This is a genomic window from Sorangium sp. So ce176 (assembly GCF_051519835.1).
In the GTDB taxonomy this organism is placed as follows: Bacteria; Myxococcota_A; Polyangia; order Polyangiales; family Polyangiaceae; genus Sorangium; species Sorangium cellulosum_G.
In genome coordinates, this window is record NZ_CP150371.1 from 1,248,359 (window position 1) to 1,271,239 (window position 22,881).

16 protein-coding genes are annotated in these 22,881 nt (G+C 71.3%); 4 read left to right on the forward strand and 12 right to left on the reverse strand.

The window, feature by feature from the left end:
* Positions 1–81: 81 nt before the first annotated feature.
* The 5 genes from WMF42_RS04620 to WMF42_RS04640 all read right to left on the reverse strand — a co-directional run bounded on the left by WMF42_RS04620 (position 82) and on the right by WMF42_RS04640 (position 6,129).
* Positions 82–1,485 (reverse strand): hypothetical protein, encoded by a 1,404-nt coding sequence (locus WMF42_RS04620; protein WP_437690434.1) that lies wholly within the window; start codon positions 1,483–1,485, stop codon positions 82–84.
* Between the two features lie 88 nt (positions 1,486–1,573).
* On the reverse strand, positions 1,574–3,430 hold the full coding sequence (locus WMF42_RS04625; protein ID WP_061612379.1) for a CpsD/CapB family tyrosine-protein kinase: 1,857 nt from the start codon (positions 3,428–3,430) through the stop codon (positions 1,574–1,576).
* The gene (locus WMF42_RS04630) at positions 3,423–4,982 is read right to left on the reverse strand and encodes a GumC family protein (protein WP_061612380.1); all 1,560 of its coding nucleotides are present in this window, start codon (positions 4,980–4,982) and stop codon (positions 3,423–3,425) included. The genes WMF42_RS04625 and WMF42_RS04630 overlap by 8 nt, the downstream gene beginning before the upstream one ends.
* 290 nt (positions 4,983–5,272) lie before the next feature.
* Positions 5,273–5,572 carry an STAS domain-containing protein gene (locus tag WMF42_RS04635; RefSeq protein ID WP_044985570.1) on the reverse strand — a complete coding sequence of 100 codons (300 nt, stop codon included), beginning with the start codon at positions 5,570–5,572 and terminating at the stop codon, positions 5,273–5,275.
* Positions 5,569–6,129 carry an ATP-binding protein gene (locus tag WMF42_RS04640; RefSeq protein ID WP_061612381.1) on the reverse strand — a complete coding sequence of 187 codons (561 nt, stop codon included), beginning with the start codon at positions 6,127–6,129 and terminating at the stop codon, positions 5,569–5,571. The genes WMF42_RS04635 and WMF42_RS04640 overlap by 4 nt, the downstream gene beginning before the upstream one ends.
* A gap of 92 nt (positions 6,130–6,221) precedes the next feature.
* On the opposite strand from WMF42_RS04640, the gene WMF42_RS04645 reads away from it, so the two are divergent.
* Positions 6,222–6,953 carry a sugar transferase gene (locus tag WMF42_RS04645; RefSeq protein ID WP_061612382.1) on the forward strand — a complete coding sequence of 244 codons (732 nt, stop codon included), beginning with the start codon at positions 6,222–6,224 and terminating at the stop codon, positions 6,951–6,953.
* A gap of 99 nt (positions 6,954–7,052) precedes the next feature.
* Here WMF42_RS04645 and WMF42_RS04650 read toward each other — a convergent pair whose 3' ends face one another.
* From WMF42_RS04650 to WMF42_RS04670, 5 genes are all read right to left on the reverse strand, one after another.
* A complete protein-coding gene (locus WMF42_RS04650; RefSeq protein WP_061612383.1) occupies positions 7,053–8,429 on the reverse strand; it encodes an O-antigen ligase family protein in 1,377 nt (458 codons plus the stop codon).
* Positions 8,430–8,545: 116 nt separating this feature from the next.
* The gene (locus WMF42_RS04655) at positions 8,546–9,511 is read right to left on the reverse strand and encodes a hypothetical protein (RefSeq protein WP_437690439.1); all 966 of its coding nucleotides are present in this window, start codon (positions 9,509–9,511) and stop codon (positions 8,546–8,548) included.
* 198 nt (positions 9,512–9,709) lie between these two features.
* Positions 9,710–12,208 (reverse strand): hypothetical protein, encoded by a 2,499-nt coding sequence (locus WMF42_RS04660; RefSeq protein WP_437690441.1) that lies wholly within the window; start codon positions 12,206–12,208, stop codon positions 9,710–9,712.
* Positions 12,205–13,215, reverse strand: coding sequence for an NAD-dependent epimerase/dehydratase family protein (locus WMF42_RS04665; RefSeq protein ID WP_434045708.1), 1,011 nt, complete (start codon positions 13,213–13,215; stop codon positions 12,205–12,207). The genes WMF42_RS04660 and WMF42_RS04665 overlap by 4 nt, the downstream gene beginning before the upstream one ends.
* A complete protein-coding gene (locus tag WMF42_RS04670; protein ID WP_061612386.1) occupies positions 13,212–14,300 on the reverse strand; it encodes a Gfo/Idh/MocA family protein in 1,089 nt (362 codons plus the stop codon). Before WMF42_RS04670 ends, WMF42_RS04665 begins: the two co-directional genes overlap by 4 nt.
* Positions 14,301–14,527: 227 nt before the next feature.
* On the opposite strand from WMF42_RS04670, the gene WMF42_RS04675 reads away from it, so the two are divergent.
* On the forward strand, positions 14,528–15,769 hold the full coding sequence (locus tag WMF42_RS04675) for a glycosyltransferase (RefSeq protein ID WP_063815973.1): 1,242 nt from the start codon (positions 14,528–14,530) through the stop codon (positions 15,767–15,769).
* 276 nt (positions 15,770–16,045) lie between these two features.
* Entirely contained in the window at positions 16,046–16,423 is a 378-nt protein-coding gene (locus tag WMF42_RS04680) for an STAS/SEC14 domain-containing protein (protein ID WP_061612387.1), read from the forward strand.
* 184 nt (positions 16,424–16,607) lie between these two features.
* Here the strand turns inward: WMF42_RS04680 and WMF42_RS04685 are convergent, their stop codons facing one another.
* Both WMF42_RS04685 and WMF42_RS04690 read right to left on the reverse strand, forming a co-directional pair.
* Positions 16,608–17,810, reverse strand: a complete 1,203-nt coding sequence (locus WMF42_RS04685; protein WP_437690444.1) for a P1 family peptidase — start codon at positions 17,808–17,810, stop codon at positions 16,608–16,610.
* The gene (locus tag WMF42_RS04690; RefSeq protein WP_437690446.1) at positions 17,807–20,149 is read right to left on the reverse strand and encodes a D-alanine--D-alanine ligase family protein; all 2,343 of its coding nucleotides are present in this window, start codon (positions 20,147–20,149) and stop codon (positions 17,807–17,809) included. The genes WMF42_RS04685 and WMF42_RS04690 overlap by 4 nt, the downstream gene beginning before the upstream one ends.
* 179 nt (positions 20,150–20,328) lie before the next feature.
* Between WMF42_RS04690 and WMF42_RS04695 the strand changes: the two genes are divergently transcribed.
* Positions 20,329–22,803: an ATP-dependent helicase gene (locus WMF42_RS04695; protein WP_437690448.1), complete on the forward strand. Its 2,475-nt coding sequence runs from the start codon at positions 20,329–20,331 to the stop codon at positions 22,801–22,803.
* Positions 22,804–22,881 lie beyond the last annotated feature (78 nt).

A 22,881-nucleotide genomic window follows, 5' to 3' on the forward strand; every position in this document is an offset into this window, starting at 1 on the left:
CGCCCCGCGCGGCAACCCGGCCGCGATGGGCGTGAGGGCGGCGGCCGGGCAGCTCGGTGAGGCCCCCCGGGCGACCAGGGGTCAGGGCGCGGCGTCGCCGGCCGCCGCCGGCTCCGAGCCCTCCGGCGGCTCGATCGGCTCCGGATCCCGGTGCGGCGGGCCCACGGGCCCCGCCGAGCCGAAGGGCTGGGTCATCGAGATGCGCGAGCCCGCCTCCATCCGCCGCGGGAACGCGCCCGACACGGACACGAGCAGCGCGTTGCGCACGATGCGCGTGTCGGGGAGCTCCGCTGTCCTCGCCGCTGTGTGCTGGTTCGTGTGCTGGTAGCGGAGCGCGAGGGCGAAATCGGGGATGACGATGACGGGGCTCCAGAGCAGCGCGACGTCGGTGAGCACCGCGGTCGTGTTCGGCCCCGTGTCGAGCTCGCCCTCGGCGTTCCTCTCGAGGGGCCGCGCGAACTGCACGCCGGCCGAGCCCTCGACCGACAGGCGCCAGGAGGGGCGGAGGATGGGCGCGGCGGCGCGGAGCGTGAGCTGGTGAGAGAGCTGGATCTGCTGAAGGAAGACGTTGGGCGTCGCCGCGTACATGTACGCGAGCTCGGCCTCGCCCCGGTCGTGCGTGTAGCGCAGGGCCGCGAGCCCGGCCGGCCTGACGAGGGACTCGGCGTCGCCCGTCAGGTCGGTGGCGACGACCCCGCCGACGTCGAGCTGGCTCGAGAAGCGGCGGCCGAGGTCGTGCTGCCAGCTCGCCACGAGCGTGCTGAGGAGCTGGTCGCGCCCCACGTACGTGTCCGGGGTCGCGGGGTCGGCGTCGGTCACCGGGACGTTGTCGAAATGGGTGTAGCCGACCGAGAGCGCGAGCGACGCGATGTCGTGCCGGAAGATCCGCTGCGCGCTCAGCGTGTTCGCCGCGCTGTACGTGCGCTGCGGGCGGTCCAGGAGCGGGTTGTAGACGAGGAACGTCGCCGCCTGGCCGAGCTGCCAGACCGGCGAGGGCTGGAACGAGAACCCCTCGTTGACCGACCCCTGCACGAAGTTCGTCGTGCCGCCCGCGGTGCCCGCGATCGTCGTGGTCCCCGGCGCCTGCTCGAGCTGGAAGGTGTTGAGCTGGCCCTGCGATCCGGCGGCGCCGAGCGTCAGCGTCGTCCTCGGCGACGTGACGAAGCGGCCGGACCACATCGCCATGTTCGAGTACGAGTTCGCCTCCGAGTGCAGGAAGAAGAAGCTCGCCGCGAAGGTGTAGGACAGCGTCTGCGAGGTGCGCGGCGTCGTGTACGTGAAGATCAGGCCGGGGCTCGCGGTCCCGAAGCCGTCGGCCTCGGGGCCAGGCCCGGCCGGCGGCTCGGCCGCGGAGCTCACGTTGTCGGTGACGCCGCTCGACCCGGTGAAGACGCCCTGGAGATACGCGTCCTGCGCTCGGGCGTCGTGATGGGTGAGGATCGCGCAGCCGAAGGCCGCGACCGCAATACCTCGTCCGGGGCGCATGAGGGCCGCAAGGTAACAATGGAGGCGGCGCGCGGCTACGCCTCCCCCACCTTTCGACGTGGGGAGCTGCCGGCCGCGCGCCGAGCGCTCAAGTGTCGAGCAGGACGACACCGAGGATGGGCGCCGGCCGGAGCTGCTCGATGGCCTGACGGATCGCCTTGCGGGTCGACTTCTTGACCAGGGACGTCATGACCACGCCGCTCACCGAGTCGGCGATCACGTTCACGTCCATGCTGCCGAGCACTGGCGGCGTGTCGATGATGATGTAGGCGTAGCCCGCGCGCTTGAGGCTCTCGATCGCGCTCGCGAACGCCACCGCGTCGAGGATCGGCGGGCGCTCCTTGCTCGGATCGACGGCCAGGACGTGGACGGGCGTCTGGAGGGCGAGCCTCGGGTCGGGCGACCTGCTGCCCGACGGCCCGTTCCGCTCCAACGACTCGGCCGTGTCGTCGCTGGGCGCCACGGCGGGCGCCGGCGCGGCCTGCTCGACGACGACCCAGGGCGCGTACCGATTGTTGACGTGGCGCTGGACCTGCTCCGAGAAGCAGCTCGGCGGGTCGAACCGCAGCGCCCTGGCGATGCCTGGCTTGCGGATGTTCGCCTCGACGAGGAGGATCCGCCCGCGGACGGTCTCGCGCAGCGCGAGCGCGAGGTTGATGGCGCACGACGTCTTGCCCTCGCCCGGCGACGCGCTGGTCACCGCGATCGTTGTCCCGGCGCCCAGCGGCAGCTTGCGCCGGAGCGTGCGGTAGGCGTCCGCCTGCGGCGAGTACGGCGCGTGGACCATCACGATGTTCGGATCGACGGCGTCCGGCATCGGGAGCGGGCGCACGGTGATCTCGCCCGGGCCGCCCAGGGACTCTTCCGGGAGGAGCCCGGCGGTCTCCGGCCCTGCGGGCAGGGAGCGCATGTGCTCGATGTGGAGCGACGGCGGCTCCTCGAACGTCGGGTCGAGCGACTGCAGCTTCGCGTCCACGGCGTGGTGCGCCGGGGTCGACACAACGCGGTTGAAGATGAGGGAGGGCGGCGAGGCGAACGCGCTGGTCGCCGAGCGCTCCTGCGGCCTCTCGGGCGGCGGCGGCTGCTGCGGCGGCAGCTGCGGCGGAGGCACCTCGCGCACCGTCACCTCGCGCGACGCGGGCGGCACCACGCGATCGAAGACGAGCGACGGGGGCGAGGGGTACGTCCCGCTGAACGAGCGCTCTAGCGGCGGCGAGCCCGCCGGGTGCGCCGGCGCGTCGCGCACCCCCACGTCGCGCGCCGGCGGCGCGATGACGCGCGCGATCGGCACCGGCGCCGACGCGTTCGTCGCGCCAGGGCCGCTGGACACGAGTCCAGGGCTGCTCAGGGTGGCGCTCAGATCGACGACGCGCGTCACCCCGGGGCCCACGCCGGGCCGCTCGGGGCCGGGCGGCAGCGCCGGTGTGTGCACGCCGTGCATCGCCACATGGCCCGGGTGCCCGCCGTGGTTCGCGGGCAGACCCCCCGCCAGGAACAGCGTCGCGGCCGCCGGCCCTCGGGGGGCCGCCGGCTGCTGCATGCCAGAATGGACGCCCGCCATCGGGCCGGGGCCGAGCCGTAGCCCCATCCCGTGCGGCGGCTGCGCGTGGCCCGACGGCGGCAGCTCCTGGCGGATGGTCGGCGAGTCGAACGCGGCGTTCGGGTCCTCATGGCTGGAGCTCGGGCGCTCCGCCGAGACAACGTCCTCGGCGTCGTTCGCGAGGCGCAGGACGCGGGCGATCATCTCCTCGCGCACGTCCGGATCCGGCGCGATCGACCGCCAGTTGCCGACCACGTTGCGGAGCCGGCGCGCCTCGATGACGAGGGCGCGGACCCGCGCGGTCTGGTCAGCGCGACTCAGGAAGTCGCAGACCTGATCGAGCGCCCGCTCCAGGGAAGCGACCGGCGGGGGCTTTCCCGGCTCAGCACCGCCTGTCTCAGCCACGGCGGCCTCGGGACCCGCGCGTGGCGGCTGGCACGATGACGAGCACCGGAGCGAGCGCCATGCGATCGATATCTTCCATGTCGTAAACCCGATCGTCGAACACGATGCCACGCGCCGCGGCGGCCGCGATGCCGGCCGCAATGGACATGAAGAGCCCGCCGATGGCAAGGATCAGCCGCGACGGGCTCGAGGGCGCGCTCGGCCTGTACGCCGGGTCGAGCACCTCGATCTGCGCCGAGTAGCCGCCCTGCTCCGAGCTCGCGGCCATCTCCGCGCGGAACGACTTGCCCTCGAGATCGGCGAGCCGCTGCTGCGCCCGCGCCTTCTCGCGGCTGAGCCGGGACCACTCCGTCTCGGTGTTGATGATCTGCTTCGCCGTCTCGCTCGCGTCGGCCGCGTTCCCCTTCTTCGCGCCCCTGCGCGCCGCGATCTCCCGCTCGAGCGCGGCGAGCTGGGACTTGATCTTCGCCTTCTCGGCCTCGTCGGTCGCGGCGACCTCCACGATCGGCGGCGGCGGCAGGATCAGCGCCTCCTCGGCGCGCCGCAGCGCCGCCTCGGCGTTGCTCACGCGGGCCGCCGCGGCCCGGACGTCGGGGTGCTGCTCGGTGAAGCGGGACTGCTTGTCCGCGAGATCCCGCCGCGCGGTCGCGAGCTCCTGCTCGGCCTGATCCCGCTGCCGCACGAGCGCGGGGGACGGCGCCCCCGCGGAGCCCGGCGCCGCCTGCTCCGGCTTGCCGGTGAGCCGGGCCCGCAGGCGGGGCACCTGCCGCTCGAGCGCCTCCAGCGTCGGATCGGCGCCGGTGGTGCGGCGCTCCTGCGCGCGGATGGCGGCGCCGGTCTGCGCGCCGCCGGGCGCTGCCTGCTCGGCGGCGAACTCGGGGTGCTGGGCCAGGAACGCCGCGAGCTCGGCCTCTGCCTTCTCGACGTCCTGCTCCGCGCGCTTCAGCTCGGCGTCGAGGAACTCGTTCGTCAGCTTCGCCTGCGACCTGCGCATCCGCGTCGTCTCCTCGACGAGGATGTCCGCGAGCCGCTGCGTCACCTCCTGCGCCTGCTCCCGCGTCTCCCCTTCGGCCGAGATCGCGAAGGTGTCGGTCGATCGGGCCTTGAAGGTGATCTTGAGGCGGAGCCGGTCGACCGCGTCGACCATGCCCCGCTTCTCGAGGACGTCGGGGAAGAGGTTGAACTCGGTCACGACCTTCTCGAGGTTGGAGCGCGCGAGCAGCGTCTCCTTCAGCCGCGCGGAGAGGGTGCGGAGCGGGTCGGGCCCGTCCGGCCCGAGGTACGTCGCCTTCACGCCCTCCCGGTAGAAGATCACGGTCTCGGAGCGGTACGCGGGCTTCCTCGACTGGACGACCAGCACCGTGAAGCCCACCCCCGCGAGCGCCACGAGCACCGCCACGTACCAGTGCGCCAGGGTCCGGTTGATCATCGCGCTGATGCTGGGCGGCTGCGGGCCCGCAGGCCGCGCCGACGCATCGGCGGGAAGTGCCCCGAGCGGCTCCTGGGGCGGGGGGAGCCCGGCGGGCTGCTGGTTCATCTTCCAGTTGTCCATAGTCCCCGCTCCTCGAAGGTTGGCTTGCGCCGCTCGGTCCGGAGCGCGTACGCCCCGGTCCGGCAGACGGCTGCCTATGGTAGACGTGTGCTGCCCGAGCGCCAGCTTGTTGCACGCGGCCCTGTGCGCCGCGTCGCTGCGCCCACTCTGCGCCTACTCCATGCCCCGCCACGCTCGCGGGCAGGCGTGGCCGCGGTCCAGCGCCGGCGCGACGCCTTCGTCGACACCGCGCCGCCCTTGCCAGCGCTGCCGCTGTGGCCTGGTCGGCGGCGAGCACGCCGCCCCAGACGTCACGTCGGGAACACCCGGTCGAGGCGCAGCAGGCGGAAGATGGCGCGCGGCTGATCCCTCAGCCCCACGATGCGCACCTGGCCGCCGTTCGCGCGAACCCGCTTGAACAGCGAGACGATCACGCCGACGCCAGAGCTGTCGATCAGCCGGAGCGACGAGAGCTCGAGCGTGATGTTCTGGCGGTTCTCCGCCACCAGCTCGTCAACCAACGTCCTGAACTCCGGTGCGGTCACTGCGTCGAGGGTCCCCTCGAACTGCACGACCGTCTCATTGCCGTTATCGGTCCGCGTATAGCTCATTGGATTTTGATTCCCCCAGCGGCGCGGGCTGCGCCCGAGCGGGAGACGCTCCGCATTCGGAAACTGCTCGTCCGATGCCCCGTCGCCTCGGCGAAGTCGGAACCGGACGGCTCTTGTTCACTGCTACCTTCGCTGCCGTCGCCGGCGATGCACGAGCTGCCGTCCCGCCGCTTCACCAGGCGGAGGACATTCGGGCTGCCGGGATGGTAGTCGACCTCATCCATGAATGATTTGATGATGAACAGCCCCATCCCGGACTCGGGGAGGTCGTCGATGGGAGGGTTCTCGATGGCCGCGGGATCGAAGCTGCACCCCGTGTCCATCAGGCGGATGATGATGCCGTCCGCGTCGGACTCGATCTCGATGTCGACGTCGCCCGGCGGCCCATCTCTATATCCATGAATCGCGATGTTGTTGAACGCCTCGCCGAACGCCGAGACGGTCTGGGCCTCGAAATCCTCCAGGCTCAGGCCGGGCGACCCGCCCTCAGCCCTCCGAGGCGCGGCCATCTTGCAAGCGGCCGCCACCACGCGGAGGGCGAGGTGGCGATAGGTCAACGAACCTGGTACTCGGAGTCGGATCACGCCCAAACCTCCATCCGAGCTTGTACCCTACCACGTTCTGAACTATGGGAGCCACAAGGTAAACAGTGACACCTGGCGTTCGTGTAGCGAAACGTGCGATCGACATCGCGGGCTCGCTCGTGGGTCTCACGCTGACCCTCCCGCTCTACCCCCTCATCGGCGCGGCCATCTACCTCGAGTCGCCCGGGCCGATCTTCTACATGCAGCGCCGTGCCGGGATGCTCATCGGCACGGAAGTACGGGACGGCGTCGCCTACCCGCGGTTCGTCGAGTTCCACATGCGCAAGTTCCGTTCCATGCGCGTGGACGCCGAGAAGATGACAGGGCCCGTGCTCGCCCAGCAGGACGATCCGCGCATCACCCGCGTCGGGCGCTTCCTGCGCAAGACGCGGCTCGACGAGCTCCCGCAGTTCTGGAGCGTGCTCATGGGCGACATGAGCATCGTGGGGCCGCGCCCCGAGCGGCCGGAGCTGCTCGTGAACCTCGCGCTCGCCATCCCGTTCTTCGAGGAGCGGATGCGCGACATCAAGCCGGGCATCACGGGCCTGGCGCAGGTCTCGCTGGGCTACACCGGGCGCGCCCCGGCGGAGAGCGAGGTCGCGGCGTTCGAGGCGACGCTGACCAACCCGTTCGGCCTCGAGGAGGCGGAGGGGGCCGAGGCCGACGACATGCGGATGAAGCTGCTCTTCGACCTCGCGTACGCCGCGTCGCTCGAGAAGCTCTCGACGTTCCTCCAGATGGAGCTGTCGATCATCCTGAAGACCCCGCTCGTGATGGTCCTCGGCCTCGGGCGCTGAGCCCGGAGGCCGGCGCGCTCCGCGCCCCCCGCGCCCGCCTCGCGACGGCGCTGGCCCCGCGCGCCAGCGACCTCTGATGAGGCGCGCTGACCGGCGGGGCTAGCCCCTCCTGCTCAGCACGAAGATCACGAGCACCAGGAAGAGATCGGCCAGGATGAGCCGGTACACGTCGCGCTTCTCGAGGCGGATCGAGAAGTTGGGATCGACGCTCTTGATGGCGCAGTACAGCGCCCCGGCGAGGCCGAAGTAGATCCAGAGCACGTAGTGGTAGGTGAACGAGAGGAAGAAGATCCCGACCATCATCCCGCAGAACCCGGCCATCATCGCCATGGACCAGGCGCGGATCCCCGCGAAATGGGCGCCGTGCTCGTACCGCTTGAGCGCGACCAGCGAGATCTTGAGCGTGAGGTAGATCATCGCGCTCCACGCGAACATCCCGAGCGGGCCGAGCTCGGAGAGCGCGAGGAGGTAGGCGTTGTGCGCGGTGAGCCAGTGGTGCTCCGTGAACTGGCGGTAGCCCGCGCCCATCAGCGGGAACATCCGGTAGATCAGGAGGCCCTCGGAGAGGATCTCCGTGCGCTCGTTCGCCGACTCCTCCGCCTCGCCGCCGCCGCGGCCGCCGAGGAGCATGAGCGGCGCGGCGAAGACGGCGCCGAAGAGCGCGCCGCGGACGCCGTACTTCTTGACGAAGTAGACGCCGAGCACCGTCGCGAAGACGAGCTGGCCGCCGCGCGACTGCGTGAGGATGATGGCGGTCGCGATCACGAGCAGCGACGCGAGGACGAGGAGCGCGCGCGTGAACGATCGCTTCTGCTCGAAGAGCGCGAAGCTGAACGGCAGCACGATGCCCGAGGTGAGCGCGAGCTCGTTCGGATCCTGGAGCACGCCGCGCCAGCGCACGCGGCCGTTGATCGTCGACGTCTTGAAGAGGCCGACGCGCTCGCACAGGTACTCGGCGTCGGGATCGGCGCCCGGTCCCTCGCGGCAGTCCATGCGGGTCTCGCAGAAGCGGCCGTCGGGGATGCCCGCCTCGCCGCGCGAGCCGCCGATTGTCTGCGTCATCGCGAGGCACTGAAACGACGAGAACCCCTGGTGGATGGCGACGCCCGCCACGAAGAGGCCCATCACGAGCACCGTGCCGGCGAGCTTCTGGAAGCCCTTGAAGCCCTCTGGGCTGTGCCCGATGAGGAAGAAGAGCACGAACGTCACGCTGATCGAGACGAAGCCCTCGGAGAACTCGCCGGGGTTCCGCAGGCCGAGCGTGAGCACGCACCAGAGGTAGACGACGATCGCCCACCGGAGCTGCGGGGTCGCCTTCAGCCTGACCTTGCCCAGGGCGAGGTCGAGTCCCATGCCCATGAACGCGAGGCCGAGCCACAGGTAGAGGAACGGCAGGTTCTCGAACCGCTCGTCCCACTCCTGAGGCCTGCCGTAGATGAAGATGATGAGAAGGATGACCCCGGGGAGCGCGAGCATGTCGAGGGTCCTCAGCGAAGACGCGGTTCGGGTGGAGGGCGACGTTCCGGAGAATCGCGGCCCGCGTCAAGCACGTCGCGCTCGATCCTCCCGGCGGGAGGGCCGGGCGCGCGACGTCACGTGCTGAGGCCCATGCGGCGCACGGCCTGGTTCAGGAACGGCACGAACTCGTCCGCGGCCTTCTCGTTGCCCTCGCGCGACGGGTGGTTGTCGGTGCCCCCCTCCGAGCCGTACTGCGAGAAGTTGGACTCGCCCCTGTTCGTGAGCACGTCGTAGTAGTCGAAGACGACCACGTTCTTCTCCGGATACCCGCTGAGCCAGCCATCGGGCGACTTGACCCAGTTGTTGAACGAGCGGGCGTGGTCGGCCTGGCGCTGCAGGACCTGGGCCTCGGAGGGCCTGCCGAGGATCTGCTTCACGGTCCACTTCCAGGCGGGCTCCTTCGAGCGCTTGAGGACGTTCGCGGGGGCGGTGACGTAGACGAACAGCGTGTCCTTCCGCTTCGCGAGCTCGGGCAGGAGCGACGCCAGCGTGGCCTTCGCGTTCCAGACCGTGAGCTCCGGGCCGGCGGGGTTGCCAGGGGCGGTGCCCTCGCCGACAAAGCGGTTGTTGGGATAACAGGACTTGAAGACGACGATCCGGTTCACCACGCCGTCCGGGTGCATCTGGTCGTTCATCGCGACCCGGAGCACCTTGTCCATCCTGTCGCGGAACTTGGGCGCCCAGTGGAAGAGATCGGTGTCCTCGCCGATCGCGCTGCCGTAGGAGGCCTCGTGGACGCGGTAGCCCTGCTCGGTGAGCTTCTTCTTGAGCCCGCCGCCGTTCGGGTGCGCCTCGTAGACGCACGACGCCTTCTCCTTCTCGGGGCCCGGATCCGTGAGCATCTGGCCGCCGACCGAGTGGTGGATGAAGAGCAGATCCAGCGGGGCGTCAGGCCGGGCGCTCGAGGTGCCGGACAGATCGAGCGAGCTGGCCTTCGCGATGGGGCCCGTCGCGGCGGGAGCGCTGCCCTCGACAGGGATGAACAGGGCGCCCAGCGCGACGAAGAACGCGCCGGCAGAGACGAGGTGCTTCTTGCTCATGACATCTCCGTAGAAGACGTGGCGGGGGAACATGAAGTATCGCAGCGCGCCGCGCCGAGGACAAGCCGGCGCCCGAGGGGGCGGCCGCGCGCAGGGTCGTGGCGCTCGGCGGCGGGCGTGGCGCTCGAGGCGGGATCGGCGGGGACGTACCCGCCGCTTCCGGGGACGACGGCTGCGAGACGCGTCGGCGCGGGGCGCTCAGAAGGAGAGGACGCCGCCCTCGTCGGCCTTGGTGGCCGAGCCGGGGCGGATGGTGATCTCGTCGCCGCCGCCGCCGGGCTTCTTGCTCACGTCGTACGAGGCGCCGGGGGTGAGCCCCGTGACGAGGTGCCTCGTCACGCCGGCGGGCGCGGTGTACTGGACCTGGGACACGGCGCCCAGATCGACAGGGAACAGGACCAGGGTGCCTTTCACCGCGACGCCCGCGAAGGGCGTGCCCTGCTTCGTTCGCACGAGCGCCGCCGGGTCCGCCGCCGCCTTGCCGTCGGCGCCCTGGAGCACGTGGAGGAAACGCGTGTCTCTCGGCATGGGGGACGGCGGCTCGGTCCGCAGGGTCGCGAGCATCGACTCGAACTCGGCCGGCTTGGTGTCCCAGGTGCCCGTCGGTTTGTACGGCTCGGCCGCGAGGACGGGGTTGTCGGGCAGCAGCGCGGTCACGAAGAGCTTCTGCCCCTTGGGCGTCGTGACCGTCGCCAGGTTCCCCGCCACTTGCGCGGCGCTCGGCGTCTGCAGGAAGAAGCGCTTGAAGCGCCCCTCCTTGCCCGTCGCGGCGCGGTCGTAGAGCACGAGGTGATCCGGCTTGAGCCACACGAGCGAGCGGCTGACGTGCTTCACGTCGCCGATGTTCTCGTAGTCGGAGTTGTAGAGCGGGGTCGCGTCGCCGAGCACGTAGACGTAGTCCTGCGCGAAGCTCTTCGCGAGCACCCGGGGATCGTGCGTGTGCACGAGCGGCCACTGGGAGCCGCGCCGCCAGAGCTCGCCGCGGTTCGGGTCGTCGTGGCGGCGGTTGCGGTCGTTCTCGACGGCGAGGGTGTTGTGCTGCTCGGAGTTGCCGAAGAAGGCGCCGTACCCGATGCGCTCCTTGGTGAGCCACTCGCCGCCGCGGTAGAAGCCGAAGCTGAGGCCGTCGCCGTGCTGGTGGTCGATGTGCTCCCAGCCAAGCTGGTAGTGGAGCCACGTCGCGTCGGGCCCCCAGCTCGTCCTCGCGAACACGTGGCCGAGGCCGGCGCCGTAGTGCGTGAGCGGGATCGAGGGGCGCGGGTCGGTCGGGGTCACCGCCGGGTCGAGCAGCAGGAAGTACAGGATCGAGTGCCGCTTGTGCACCTGGCCGAGCGTCGAGCGGGCGCGCCGCGCGAGGCCCGCGGCGCCGCCGGGACCGGCGTGGATGGCCATCCAGCGGAGCGCGTTCAGGCGCTCGGCGTTGCCGCTGTTCTGGGCGTGGAGGCCGAGCGCCGCGAACGGATCGATGTGATCCGTGTACTCGTAGCGCTGGCCGTCGCCCGTCCACGCGGCCTCGTGGGTCGGCCCGATCCGGCCCTGGGGCGTGGCGGGGCTCAGGCTGTGGAGGTGGGCCGGGATGAACTCGTGCCAGAAGGGGTTGCCGTCGAGGTGCACCTGCGGGCCCCACTTCGCCGGATCGGCCTCGCCCGCGGTCTGGATGGCGAGGAGCGTCTCGCTCACGTAGGCCAGCGTCGCGGGGCCGTACTGGAAGCCCTCCGGCGGCACGCCGCCGCGCGCGTCGTTCCGGAGGACGCTGTCGCTCATGTAGAGCCACGCCCCGGCGACGTTGGCGAAGTAGTCCCGGAGCCGCGGGTAGGTGCCGTTGTGCTTCTGATCCGGCGGGTCGTCGGCCTCGTCGAACGCGAGCGACAGGAGCGTGAGGTTGCGCATGTGCGACGTGAAGTAGTTGTTCACGGCGTACCGGCGCTTCCTCGGCTCCTTCAGCATCGCCGGGTCGTTCAGCTTGCCGATCGGCTCGGGGTGGGCGTGGCTCGTCGTCGTCGACCTGAGCTGCTCCTCGGCCCAGCGCAGGAAGACGGGCCGTATCGCCGCCTTGTCCTGGGGCGAGAGGTACCCGTAGATCCAGTCGACCGTGAGGCCGAACGACTCGCCGGCCCAGCGGGCGCGGTCGCCCCTGGCGAAGTTGCGGTTGAAGGGGTCCTTGGGATCTCCCTTGTTCACGCGGTCGACGATGTAGAGGAGGATCTTGCGCGCGCGTGCGGCGTAGTCGTTGCGGGCCGCCTCGTCGCTCGAGACGAGCGACATGAAGGCGAACAGCTCGGCGTGCGCCTCGCAGTAGACGCGGCTGAAGGCGCAGTCGCCCTCGGAGGGGATCTGGCCCTTGTCCATCGCCGCCACGGCCTCGGCCGTGACGGTCGCGAGCTCCTTGAACAGGGGGTTCGCCGGCGTGGCGCGCGCGCGCAGCTTCGGCAGGTCGGCCTCGCGCACCCAGAGCCTCGGGTGCCCCTTGGCCGGCACGGCCGGCGGCGCTGGCGGCGCCTGGAAGCGCGGCGCCGCGACAGCGAGGGCCGCGGCGCCGGACTGCGTCTCCTCGGCGCCCGGATGCGCGCCGGGCTGCGCGCCCGCGCCGCTGTGCACCGCCGGGGGCCCCGGGGTCTGCCGCCGGTCGCAGCCGGCGAGGAGACCCGCGAGGCCGAGCGCCAGCGCGAGCGGCGCGAGCGACCGCCCACGCGTCATGTCGCGCGTTCCCGGAGATAGGCGAACGTGCGCTGCAGGCCCTCCTCGGTGGAGACGAGCTGCTTCCAGCCGAGCGCCTTCAGCTTGGTGTTGTCGAACCGGTTCCCCTTCCAGGAGGTCGCGCTCTTGTACGGCGTGAAGACGGCCGGGAGCTGACCCTTCGAGTAGGCGTGATATCGCTCCACGAGCTTCGATATCCCGGTGAGGGCGACATAGGGCACCGAGAGCGAGCGGATCGGCTTCACCTCGCGCTTGTAGCGGGCGAGGTAGACGTCGGCCGTGGGCAGGTCGTCGTCGTGGACGTTGTAGACCTGCCCCTTCGCGACCTCGCTCCGGCCAGCGACGGCGATCGCCTCGGCGCAGTTGTCCACGTACGTCAGCGGGAGGATGTTGCGCCCGCCGAGGTGCAGGAACACGCCGAAAAGGCTCATCCCGACGCGGCCGGAGAAGGCGTTGCCGCCCGGGCCGTAGATGACGCCGGGGCGGAGCACCGTGAGCGGGAAGCCGTAGCGCGCCTGGTACTCCCAGAAGAGCTTCTCCTGCCGGAGCTTCGCCTGCGAGTAGAGGTCGCGCTGCGCGGGCCGCGACTCGAGCGGGGTGTTCTCGTCGACGATGTACCCGCGCGGGAGGTCGGCCACGCCGTAGACGCCGAAGGAGCTGATGAGGATGACCCGCGGCGACCGGCCCGTGTGGACCAGCGCCTCGAGCAGGTTCTTCGAGGCGACAACGGTGTTCAGGAACATGTCCGCAGGCGCGCCGCCCATGGCCGCGGCCACGTGGTAGACAACGTCCACGCCCTCGACAGCGTGCTCGGCGGCCTCCTTCGTGGCGAGGGAGCCCACCGCGACCTCGAGGGGGACGCCCCGGCGCTGCTCGAGCTCCTCCAGCCGCGCGCGGTTGCTCGCCGGGCGGACGAGGCAGCGGATGTCGGTCTCGCCGTGGGCGAGCAGCCGGTCGACGAGGGACGACCCGAGGAAGCCGTTCGAGCCAGTGACAAGGACTTTCATGTGCGCGCCTTCTCCTGCGGGACCTGCCGGAAGATCTCATCCATCATCCACGCGACCCGGATCATGTCCCGGTACGAGATCGGCAGCTCCGCGCCCCGCGTGATGCTGTCGTAGAAGAGCCCGATCAGGCGGTTCATCCCCGAGAAGAAGTGGAAGTCGCTGCGGGCGAACCGCACGACGTTCTTGCCCCCTTCGCGCAGGTAGGAGAGGGCCTGATCGAAGGCGGGCACGACGCGGCCGATGGCGCTCGGCAGCTTCGGCGACGCGTCGAGCGTGACCGTGCGGCTCGTGAAGTCGACGTGGAGCGTGTTCTTCGTGCCGTAGACGCGGAGGAAGTGCCCGGGCGGCCGCGCGTGCGACGAGAACGTCCCGTACGCGCTGACGCGCGCGCCCTGCACCGTGACGCGGAGCTCGTCGAGCATGTCGTCGCGCGCGTCGCCGAAGCGCTTCTCCCGGAGCGCGTAGGCGGTCGCGGTGACCTTCGGCTGCTCGTCGTCCACGAACTCGACGACCTTGTTGAGCAGGTGGTCGATGTTGTTGTGGAACAGCTTGCCCGGGAGGCGGTGGACCCAGTGCGATCCGTCGCCGAGGAGCGCCGCGCCGAAGGGGCCGGAGAGGTTGTAGCCGAAGCAGCTCTCCACGTGGACGGGGTCGCCGAGCACGCCCTCGCCGATGAGGCGCCGCATCTCGACGGCCGGCGGATCGAACTGGTACTCCCAGCCGACGGTCATCTTCTTCCCGGCGGCGGTGCAGAGCTCGATGAGGCGCCGCACGTCCGAGAGGTTCAGCGCGGTCGGCTTCTCCACGTAGACGTGGGCGCCCGCCTCGATGGCGCGCCGCGCGAGGAACAGGTGGGACTGCGGAGGGGTGGTGATGTGGACGACGTCGGGCTTCTCGACGTCGAGCATCCGGTCGAACGAGTCGTAGTGGCTCGGGATGCCGTAGCGCACCGCGATCTGCTCGGCCATCAGGAGCTCTAGGTCGCAGACTGCGACGACCCGGGCCCGCTCCGGCATCTTCTGGATCTCTTCGATGTGCCCGTCGGCGATCTTGCCGCAGCCGACGATCGCGATTTTGAGGGTCATGGGGCGGCGGAGCGTACCGCAACGGGGCAGCCGAGAGCTAGGCTCTCGGGCCGCTCGTCGCGCGGCGAGCGCCGTCGGGGTCGGGACGCGCGCGCGGGTCGGCGCAGGCCGCGCGCGCGGCCTGCGTCGATCGCGCGTGGGGCGCGCGCGGTGGACGTGCCTGGTGACGATCGCGGCGGCCTCGGGTAGGCTGCGCGGCGCATCATCACAACGAAGGGCGGTGATCCGTGCGCGTGCTTCATGTTCTTCATACGTCGCTGCCTGTCATTGCGGGGTACACGATCCGCAGCGACTACATCATCAAGCATCAGGCCGAGCACGGGATGCGTCCGGCGGTGGTGACCTCGGCGCAGCAGGGGTCCGGGGACACGCTGAAGGAGGAGATCGGCGGGATCTCCACCTGGCGGACGCGCGAGCCGTCCGGCAAGAAGCTGCCGGTCGTCCGGGAGCTCTCGCTCGTGCGGGCGCTGGAGGCGCGCGTCGAGGACGCGATCCGGGAGTTTCAGCCCGATCTCGTGCACGCGCACTCGCCCATGCTGGTCGGGCTGCCGGCGCTCGCGGCGGCGCGCCGCTTCGGGCTGCCGCTCGTCTACGAGGTGCGCGACCTCTGGGAGAACGCCTCGGTCGATCGGGGCAAATTCGCCGAGGACTCGGTGCCTTACAAGATCGCCGCCGGCCTCGAGAGCATCGTCTACAAGTACGCTGACGCGACGGTGACGATCTGCGAGAGCCTGAAGAACGCGGTCGCGCCGCGGGTGCGCAGCACGGACGCGCTCTACGTCGTGGGCAACGGCGTCGACTCGGACAAGTTCGCGCCGCGGGAGGCGCCGCCCGGCGCCTGGGAGCGCTTCGGGCTCGCCGGAAAGAGGCTCATCGGGTACGTCGGCACGTTCCAGCCGTACGAGGGGCTCCAGACGCTCATCGCGGCGATCGGCGACATCGCGCGGGAGATCCCGGACGCGCACGTCGTCATCACCGGGGCCGGCGGCCAGGAGATGGAGCTCAAGGCGTTCGCCCGCGAGCGAGGGGTGGAGTCCAAGGTGACGTTCACCGGGCGGGTGCCGCACGACGAGGTGTTCAACATCTACGCGATGGCGAGCCTGCTCGTGTATCCGCGCATCCGGACCCGGACGACCGCGCTCACGACGCCGCTGAAGCCCCTCGAGGCCATGGCCATGGCCCGTCCCGTGATGGTGAGCGACGTCCCCGCGATGGGAGAGCTCGTGCGCTATGGCGAGACGGGGTTCGTCTTCAAGGCCGGCGACAGCGCCGACCTGACGCGGCGGTGCGTCGAGGCGCTGAAGGATCCGGAGCGCCTCGATCGGGTCGGCAAGAACGCGCGCGAATGGATCCTCAAGGAGCGGCAATGGCCCACGCTGCTCTCGCAGTACGCGACCATCTACGAGAGGGCGATCGCCGCGCGCCGCGGACAGGGCAAGTCGCACGTCGGCGAGGCGCGGACGGCGTGACGGGCCGCGCGCGCCGGCGCGTGGCCCCGCGCCGGGCGCGCTCCCCCCGCGAATGAGCGGGAGCCGGCGCGGGCGGCGCGGCGCGTCTCCAGGAAACACGCCGTCCGCCCCGCGCCGGGGCGCCGTCTCCCGCCTCCCTGCGCGCGCCTCTCACGGCCGACCGCCGGCATCGCGGCCGCCCGGGCGGCGCGATCCCGGGGCTCGCCCCCTGCGATCCAGGGTATGATCGCGCGGCCCCATCCCGCCCCTTCGGGAACTGGCAGGAGGTCTCTCAACGTGTTCGAGATCAAAGTCGACCGGATCCACGCCATCGTGGATTTCGTCCTCGAGGGCCGTGTCCGCCTCGAAGAGATGGAGAACTTCGTCAGCGAGCTGAGGAAGGCGTGCGAGGGCCTGCAGGGCCGGGAGATCAAGATCAAGGCCGATGTCCGCGGCTTCCGGCCGATGGCGCCCGAGGTCGCGGAGAAGATCCGCGCCGTCCAGGAGTTCGGCCTGGAGCTCGGGGTGATGCGCGTCGCCGAGATCATCGAGAGCGACATCGTGGCGCTCCAGCTCAACCGCGTGGCGCGCGAGAGCGGCACGGACAAGGTCCTCCGGCGCTTCTGGGACGAGGACGCCGCCCACGAGTGGCTCCTCCACGGCGATCCTGAGTAGCGCGCCGCTCGGCAGATCGTCAGGCAGCGTCTAGGATACCGAACAGGTCGAAACCCCGAGAAAACGAGCGCCAGAGGCACAGAGGGCACAGAGGGCACAGAGGAACAACCGAAAAACTCTGTGCCCTCTGTGCCTCTGTGGTTCGAATCTCTTCATTCCTGGGTGTTTCAAGCTGCTCGGCGCTCTAGCGCAGCGGCGGCGGATCGCAGGGGTGGGGGGGGCGGTAGCGCCGGAGGACCTCGGCCACGGCGTCGAGCGGCAGGGCGGGGGCGTGGTGGCCGCTGTGGCCGGTCATGTCGACGCCCGCGCACATGGCGTTGAGGATCGCCTCCTCCACCACGTCGACGGTGGCCTCGTAGAGGCCGTCGATCTCGGTGTCGAGGACGAGCTCGGCCATGTGCCGCCCGGGCGCGAGGGGGTGCACGCTGAGCGAGCGGCTCGATCGGGGCGCGCTCCACTGCTCCATGGCGACGCGCGGCACCCGGTTCGCTGTGCTCCAGGTGAGGACGATCTCGCCGGAGTTGTTGGCGGCGTACCCGCCGGTCCGGCCGATCGCGAGCGCGGCGCGCCGCGACAGGCGCGCGAGCTGGCGGTGGATGAGGGGGGCGTCGGTCGCGACAAGCACGATGATCGAGCCGGCTGGCCCCCGCCGCGGGACGTGGGCGAAGCGGTCGCTGATCAGCCGGCCCACCGGGACGCCATCGACGCGGAGCAGCTCGCGGTCGCCGAAGTTCGAGAGCACGAGCGCGCCGACAACGGCGTCGACCCCGCCGACCGGCACGCGGCGGCTCGAGGTGCCGATCCCGCCCGCGAAGTGGAAGGTCTGCATGCCGGTGCCGGCGCCGACGCACCCCTCGGCCACGGCGCCGCCGCGGACGTTGTCGATCGCCTCCTCGACGTCGGCCTGCGTGATGTGCCGCCCCACGGTGTCGTTGAGGAAGCTGTCGTCGCACTCGGCGACGACAGGGATCACGACGTCGTACTCCTTGCCGATCTGCGGGTGGCGATGCAAGAGCCACGCGACGGTCGCGTCGAGGACGCGGCCGACGCAGAGCGTGCTGCAGAGCAGGATGGGGGTCTCGCACAGGCCCCATTCGTTGATCTGCGAGAGGCCAGTCACCTCGCCGGCGCCGTTCAGCACGTAGCTGGCGGCGAACACCCGATCGAGGAACAGATCGCCGTCGGCCGGCATCACAGCGGTCACGCCCGTGCGCACCGGGCCGATGCCGGGGACGAGCTCGCCCTCGCCCTCGATCTTGGTCACGTGGTGGACGCGCACCCCGGCGACGTCCGTGATCGCGTTCTCGGGCCCGGTGGGAAAGCGGCCGATCGCGACGCCCAGGTCGCGCAGCCGAGGGCGCCGGATCGAGGCCGAGGGCGCGCTCACGGGCCAGCGACCTCCCGGCTCGCGGAGGGGAGGGGGGCGAGCTCCGCGGCGAGCGACACCGACCCGGCGAGCGCAGGGGCCGGCGTGGGCTGGGAGCCCGGCGCGGGCTGGGAGCCCGGCTCGGCCGCGCCCGCGGCGCCGGTCGCGCCCGCGGAGCCGGTGGGCGGCGGGGCGGCCGGGGGCGCGGCGGCGCCGGCCGCTGCGCCGGCCGCGGGCGCCGCGGGGAGGGCGGACTGCGGCGAGGCGGCGCGGGCCTCGCGGTGGCGCTTGAGGCAGCCGGCCATGATCTCGCCGATCAGCGACCGGTAATCCATCCCCGCCACCTTCGCGATCACGCAGAGGTCGCTGAAGTCGGGCGTCAGTCCGGGCAGCGGGTTGATCTCGATCACGTACACCCTGCCGTCCTTTGCCATGCGCAGATCGACCCTGGCAACGTCGCGGCATCCGAGCGCCGTGAACGTGTCGCGCACGACCTTCTCGATGCGGCGGAGCTCGGACGGCGTGACCTGCGCGGGGCACACGAAGCGCACGCGCGGCGTGTCCGTCTGCTTCTCCTCGTAGCCGTAGACGGGGTAGGTGGGCGGGTCGACGAAGACGACCTCCATGGGCGGCAGCACCTTCGGGCGCCGCTCGCCGAGCAGGCCCACGGTGAACTCGCGCCCCGCGATGTACTCCTCGATGAGCGCCGGCTGGTGGTAGCGATCGACGAGCTGCCTCGCCGCCGCGCGCGCCGCGGCCTCGTCCTTGACGACGGACGCGGAGGTGATCCCCTTCGAGGTGCCCTCGGCGTTCGGCTTCACGATCACCGGGTAGCGGAACGGCTTCAGCTTCTCGCGCCCGGTCGTGACCACCTGCCACTCGGCCGTGTCGATGCCGGCGGCCCGCAGGATCTGCTTGGTGAGGCCCTTGTCGAGCGCGAGCGAGAGCGTTGTCGCGTCCGAGCCGCTGTAGGGGATGCCGAGCAGCTCGCAGAGCGCGGGCACCTGCGCCTCGCGGCCGCGGCCGCGGAGCCCTTCGGCGATGTTGAAGACGACGTCGACCCCCGCGGCGGTGAGCGCGCGCGGCAGATCCGGGATCGCCTCGAGCGGGACCACCGTGTGGCCGTAGCTCTCGATGGCGCTCGCGATCGCCTGGATGGTGCGCGGCGAGTCGAACTCGGCCTCGGAGTCGTACACGGCGCCGGCGCCGGCCTTGCCCGGGCCTCCCTCCGCCGCCGCCTCGCCCCGCTTCATGTTGTAGGTGAAGCCGACGCGCAGCGAGGTCCGCTTCGCCCGGCGCGGCGCGTTGCTCTCCAGGAGCGGCAGGAGCCCGCGCCGCTGGCACGCGCTCCGGACGATGGCCCGGATCACGCCGTCGAAATCGACGCCGCGCTGCGCCGCGGCCACGAACACGCTGGCGCCCGGCTGGAGCGTGGGCAGCCCGTCGACCTCGAGGAAGTGCACGTCGTGGCCCTGGTTGCGCGAGGACGACGGCGTGACCCGGAACTCGCAGCGGGCGTGGTCCTTGAGGTCGAGCGCGCGCACGATGCGCGCGGTGAGCGACCGGATGCGCTCGATGGTCTGCGGGGGGAGCTGCGCGGGCCGGCGGGTGACGCGCTCGGGCTTCGCGTGCTTCAGGTTGAAGTCGTACACGTTGTAGCTGCCCGGCACCTGGGGATCGATCACGAACTCGACGGGCGTGAGGACCCCCTCGGGGATGCCGGCGCCGCTCGGGCGCGCGCCGCCCGCCTCCTTGAGGCCGTCGACGAAGGCGCACGCGACGTCGATGCCGGCGACGTAGTGCTCGACGAGCAGCCCCGCCTCGAAGCGCGCGAGCTGCCGCTCGACCACCTCGGCGAGGTGGTGCGCGTCCTCGCAGACGCTCCACTCCCTGTAGATCCCCTTCGAGGAGCCCTCGAAGTTCGGCTTCACGATGACGGGGAAGCTCACGTCGTCGAGCGCGCCGCCCTCCAGCGTCGTGCGGTTGACGAGGCGGGCGCGCGGGGTGGCGACGCCGTAGCTCGCGAGGAGGCGCTTCGTGAGCGACTTGTCGAGCGCGACGTTCAGCGCGTAGGCGTCGGAGCCGGTGTACGGGATGCCGAGCTCGTCGAAGAGCGACGGGTAGAACGCCTCGCGCGTCTTGCCCTTGTGGCCCTCGGCCGTGTTGAAGATGAGGTCCGGCTGGAGCGCCTCGAGCCGGGCGAGGACCCGGGACGCGGGGCCGCTGACCTCGATCCGCTCCACCTCGTGCCCGGCCCGCTCGAGCGCGCCGGCGATGGCGGCGATCGTCTCGGGGCTGTCGAACTCTGCTTCCTCGGCGGATCCCGTGATCTTCAGGTTGTGCGTCAGCGCGATGCGCATGGTCTCTCCTGTGCCGCTCGTCCCGGCCGCGTCTCCCCCGGTGCTCTGCCGGGGGCGCATGCGCGTGCGAGGTTACGGCGAGCGCGCCCGGTTTGCGGCGGAAAAAGCGGGGAAGCGTGGCGGCTGTCTGTGGGCTGGCCGGGCTCCCGCTCGCGCGGGGGCCGTGCTAGCGACGCCGTGTGGATCGTTTCGCCGCACCCGACGCCTACCCCCCTCCGCCGCCCGAGCCAGGCCTTCCCTACGAGGAGCTGAACGAGCCGCAGGCGCGCGCGGCCTGCCACGCCGAGGGGCCGCTGCTCATCTTCGCCGGCGCGGGCAGCGGCAAGACGCGCGTCATCGTGTACCGGATCGCGAACCTCATCGTGACGCACCGTGTCCCGCCCTACCGGATCCTCGCGGTGACGTTCACGAACAAGGCGGCGTCCGAGATGAAGCGCCGCCTGGAGGGGCTCATCGGGGCCGACATCGTGAAGGACCTGTGGGTGGGCACCTTCCACGCTGTGTGCGCGCGCCTGCTGCGGCGGCACCACGAAGCGGCCGGGCTCGACAAGAACTTCGTCATCTACGACGACGACGACCAGCGCGCGGTCATGAACCGGGTGCTCAAGGAGCTCAACCTCGACGATCGGCGCTACCCGCCGCGCCAGGTGCTGTCGCGCATCCACGCCGAGAAGCAGGAGGGGCGGGGGGCTGGCGAGTTCGAGCGGAACGGCTACTTCGACGACGCGATCGCGCGGTGCTTCGCGGCGTACGAGCGGCACCTCAAGGCGGCGAGCGCGGTGGACTTCGACGACCTCCTGCTCTCGGTGCTGCGGCTCGCGGAGGACCCGGCGAGCCTCGCCGGCGAGGATCTCCGGGGGCGCTTCCGCCACGTGCTCGTCGACGAGTTCCAGGACGTGAACCAGGTGCAGTACCGGCTCGTCCGTGCGTTCTGCAAGGGCCACGACAACCTCTGCGTTGTCGGCGACGACGACCAGAGCATCTACCGCTGGCGCGGGGCGGACGTGCGGATCGTGCGCGGCTTCCGGCGCGATTTCCCGCACGCGGAGGTGGTGAAGCTGGAGCAGAACTACCGCTCGGTCGGGCACGTCGTGCGCGGCGCGCTCGGCGTGATCCGCCACGCGTCGGATCGCGAGCCGAAGGAGCTGTGGACGTCGAACCAGGACGGCGCGCAGATCGACGTGGTGGCCGCCGACAGCGAGCACGACGAGGCGGCGTGGGTGGTCGAGTGCATCCGTGAGCTGATCGCGCAGGGCGTGTCGCCGAACGAGATCGCGGTGTTCTACCGGATCCACGCGCAGTCGCGCGTGCTCGAGGAGGTGCTGCGCGAGGCGCGCATCCCGTACCAGATCATCGGCGGCACGCGCTTCTTCGAGCGGGCCGAGGTGAAGAACCTGCTCTCGTACCTGCGGGTGGTGGTCAATCCCCGCAGCGACGTGGATCTCAACCGCATCATCAACGTGCCTGCGCGCAAGATCGGCCAGAGCACGGTCGACAAGCTGATCCAGGCGGCGGACGCGCTCGGCGTGTCGCTCTACGAGGCGATCGAGCCGCTCGTCGGGGGCGCGGTGCCGCCGTCGGCGGTGCAGCGGTCGGCGCTGCCGGCGGGCCGGATCGAGCCGCTCGCGGCGGCGGCGAAGCGCAGCCTGCTCGGCTTCCGCGACCTGATGCAGGGGCTGATGCAGGAGGTGCCGCGCCTGTCGCCGAGCGAGCTCGCGGAGGAGGTCCTCGCGCGCTCGGGCTACGCGAGGATGCTCGAGCAGGACGACAGCGTCGAGGCGGAGGCGCGGCTCCAGAACTTGCGCGAGCTCGTGCAGTCGCTGGTGGACTACGAGCAGGAGGCGATCGCGGCCGGCGACGAGGCGACGCTGGCGGGCTACCTCGAGCGGGTGAGCTTGGTGTCGGACGTCGACGCGCTCGTGGACATGCCGAAGGTCGCGATGATGACGATCCACGCCGCGAAGGGGCTGGAGTTCCACGCTGTGTTCCTGACGGGCATGGAGGAGGATCTGTTCCCGTTCCGGAGCCAGGACCCGAACCGGAAGGGCGATATCGAGGAGGAGCGCCGGCTGGCCTATGTGGCGATCACGCGGGCGCGGCAGCGGCTCTGGATCACGCACGCGGCGCGGCGGGCGATCTTCGGCCAGACGCGTTATTGCCTGCCGAGCCGCTTCCTCGCGGATCTCCCGCCCGCGTCGGTGCGCCCGATGGCGACGCCGACCAGCCTGATGGCGCAGCGCCGGATGGACGTCGGGGGCGGGTATGGCGCGTCCGGGCGCTCGGCGCCCGCGTTCGGCGGCTCGGGGGCGCGTTCGTGGGAGGGCCGCGAGCGCAGGCCCGCGGCGCAGGCCGAGGAGCGGCTGGCGTGGTCGCGGTTCCCGCGGGAGGGCGAGCCGACGAGGGCGCCGGCGCGCGACGTGGATCGCGCCGAGCGGGCGCCTGGCGAGCGGTATGTGGAGCGGGAGGCGGTCGACGCGGGCGGCGACGGCGGCGAGGGGCTCGCGCTGCGGCGCGGGATGCGGGTGTTCCACGAGCGGTTCGGGCCGGGCGTGGTGGAGAGCGTGGATCCGGGGGCGGATCCGATCGCGACGGTGAAGTTCTCGGGGTGGGGGAAGAAGCGGATCAAGGCGGCGTTCCTGCGCGCCGGGACGTGAGGGGCGCACGGCGGCGGGGAGGCCCTGGTCGGCCCCCTTCGTGCGCCGCCGCTGCTTCCGCGGCCGCCGTCGTTCTGG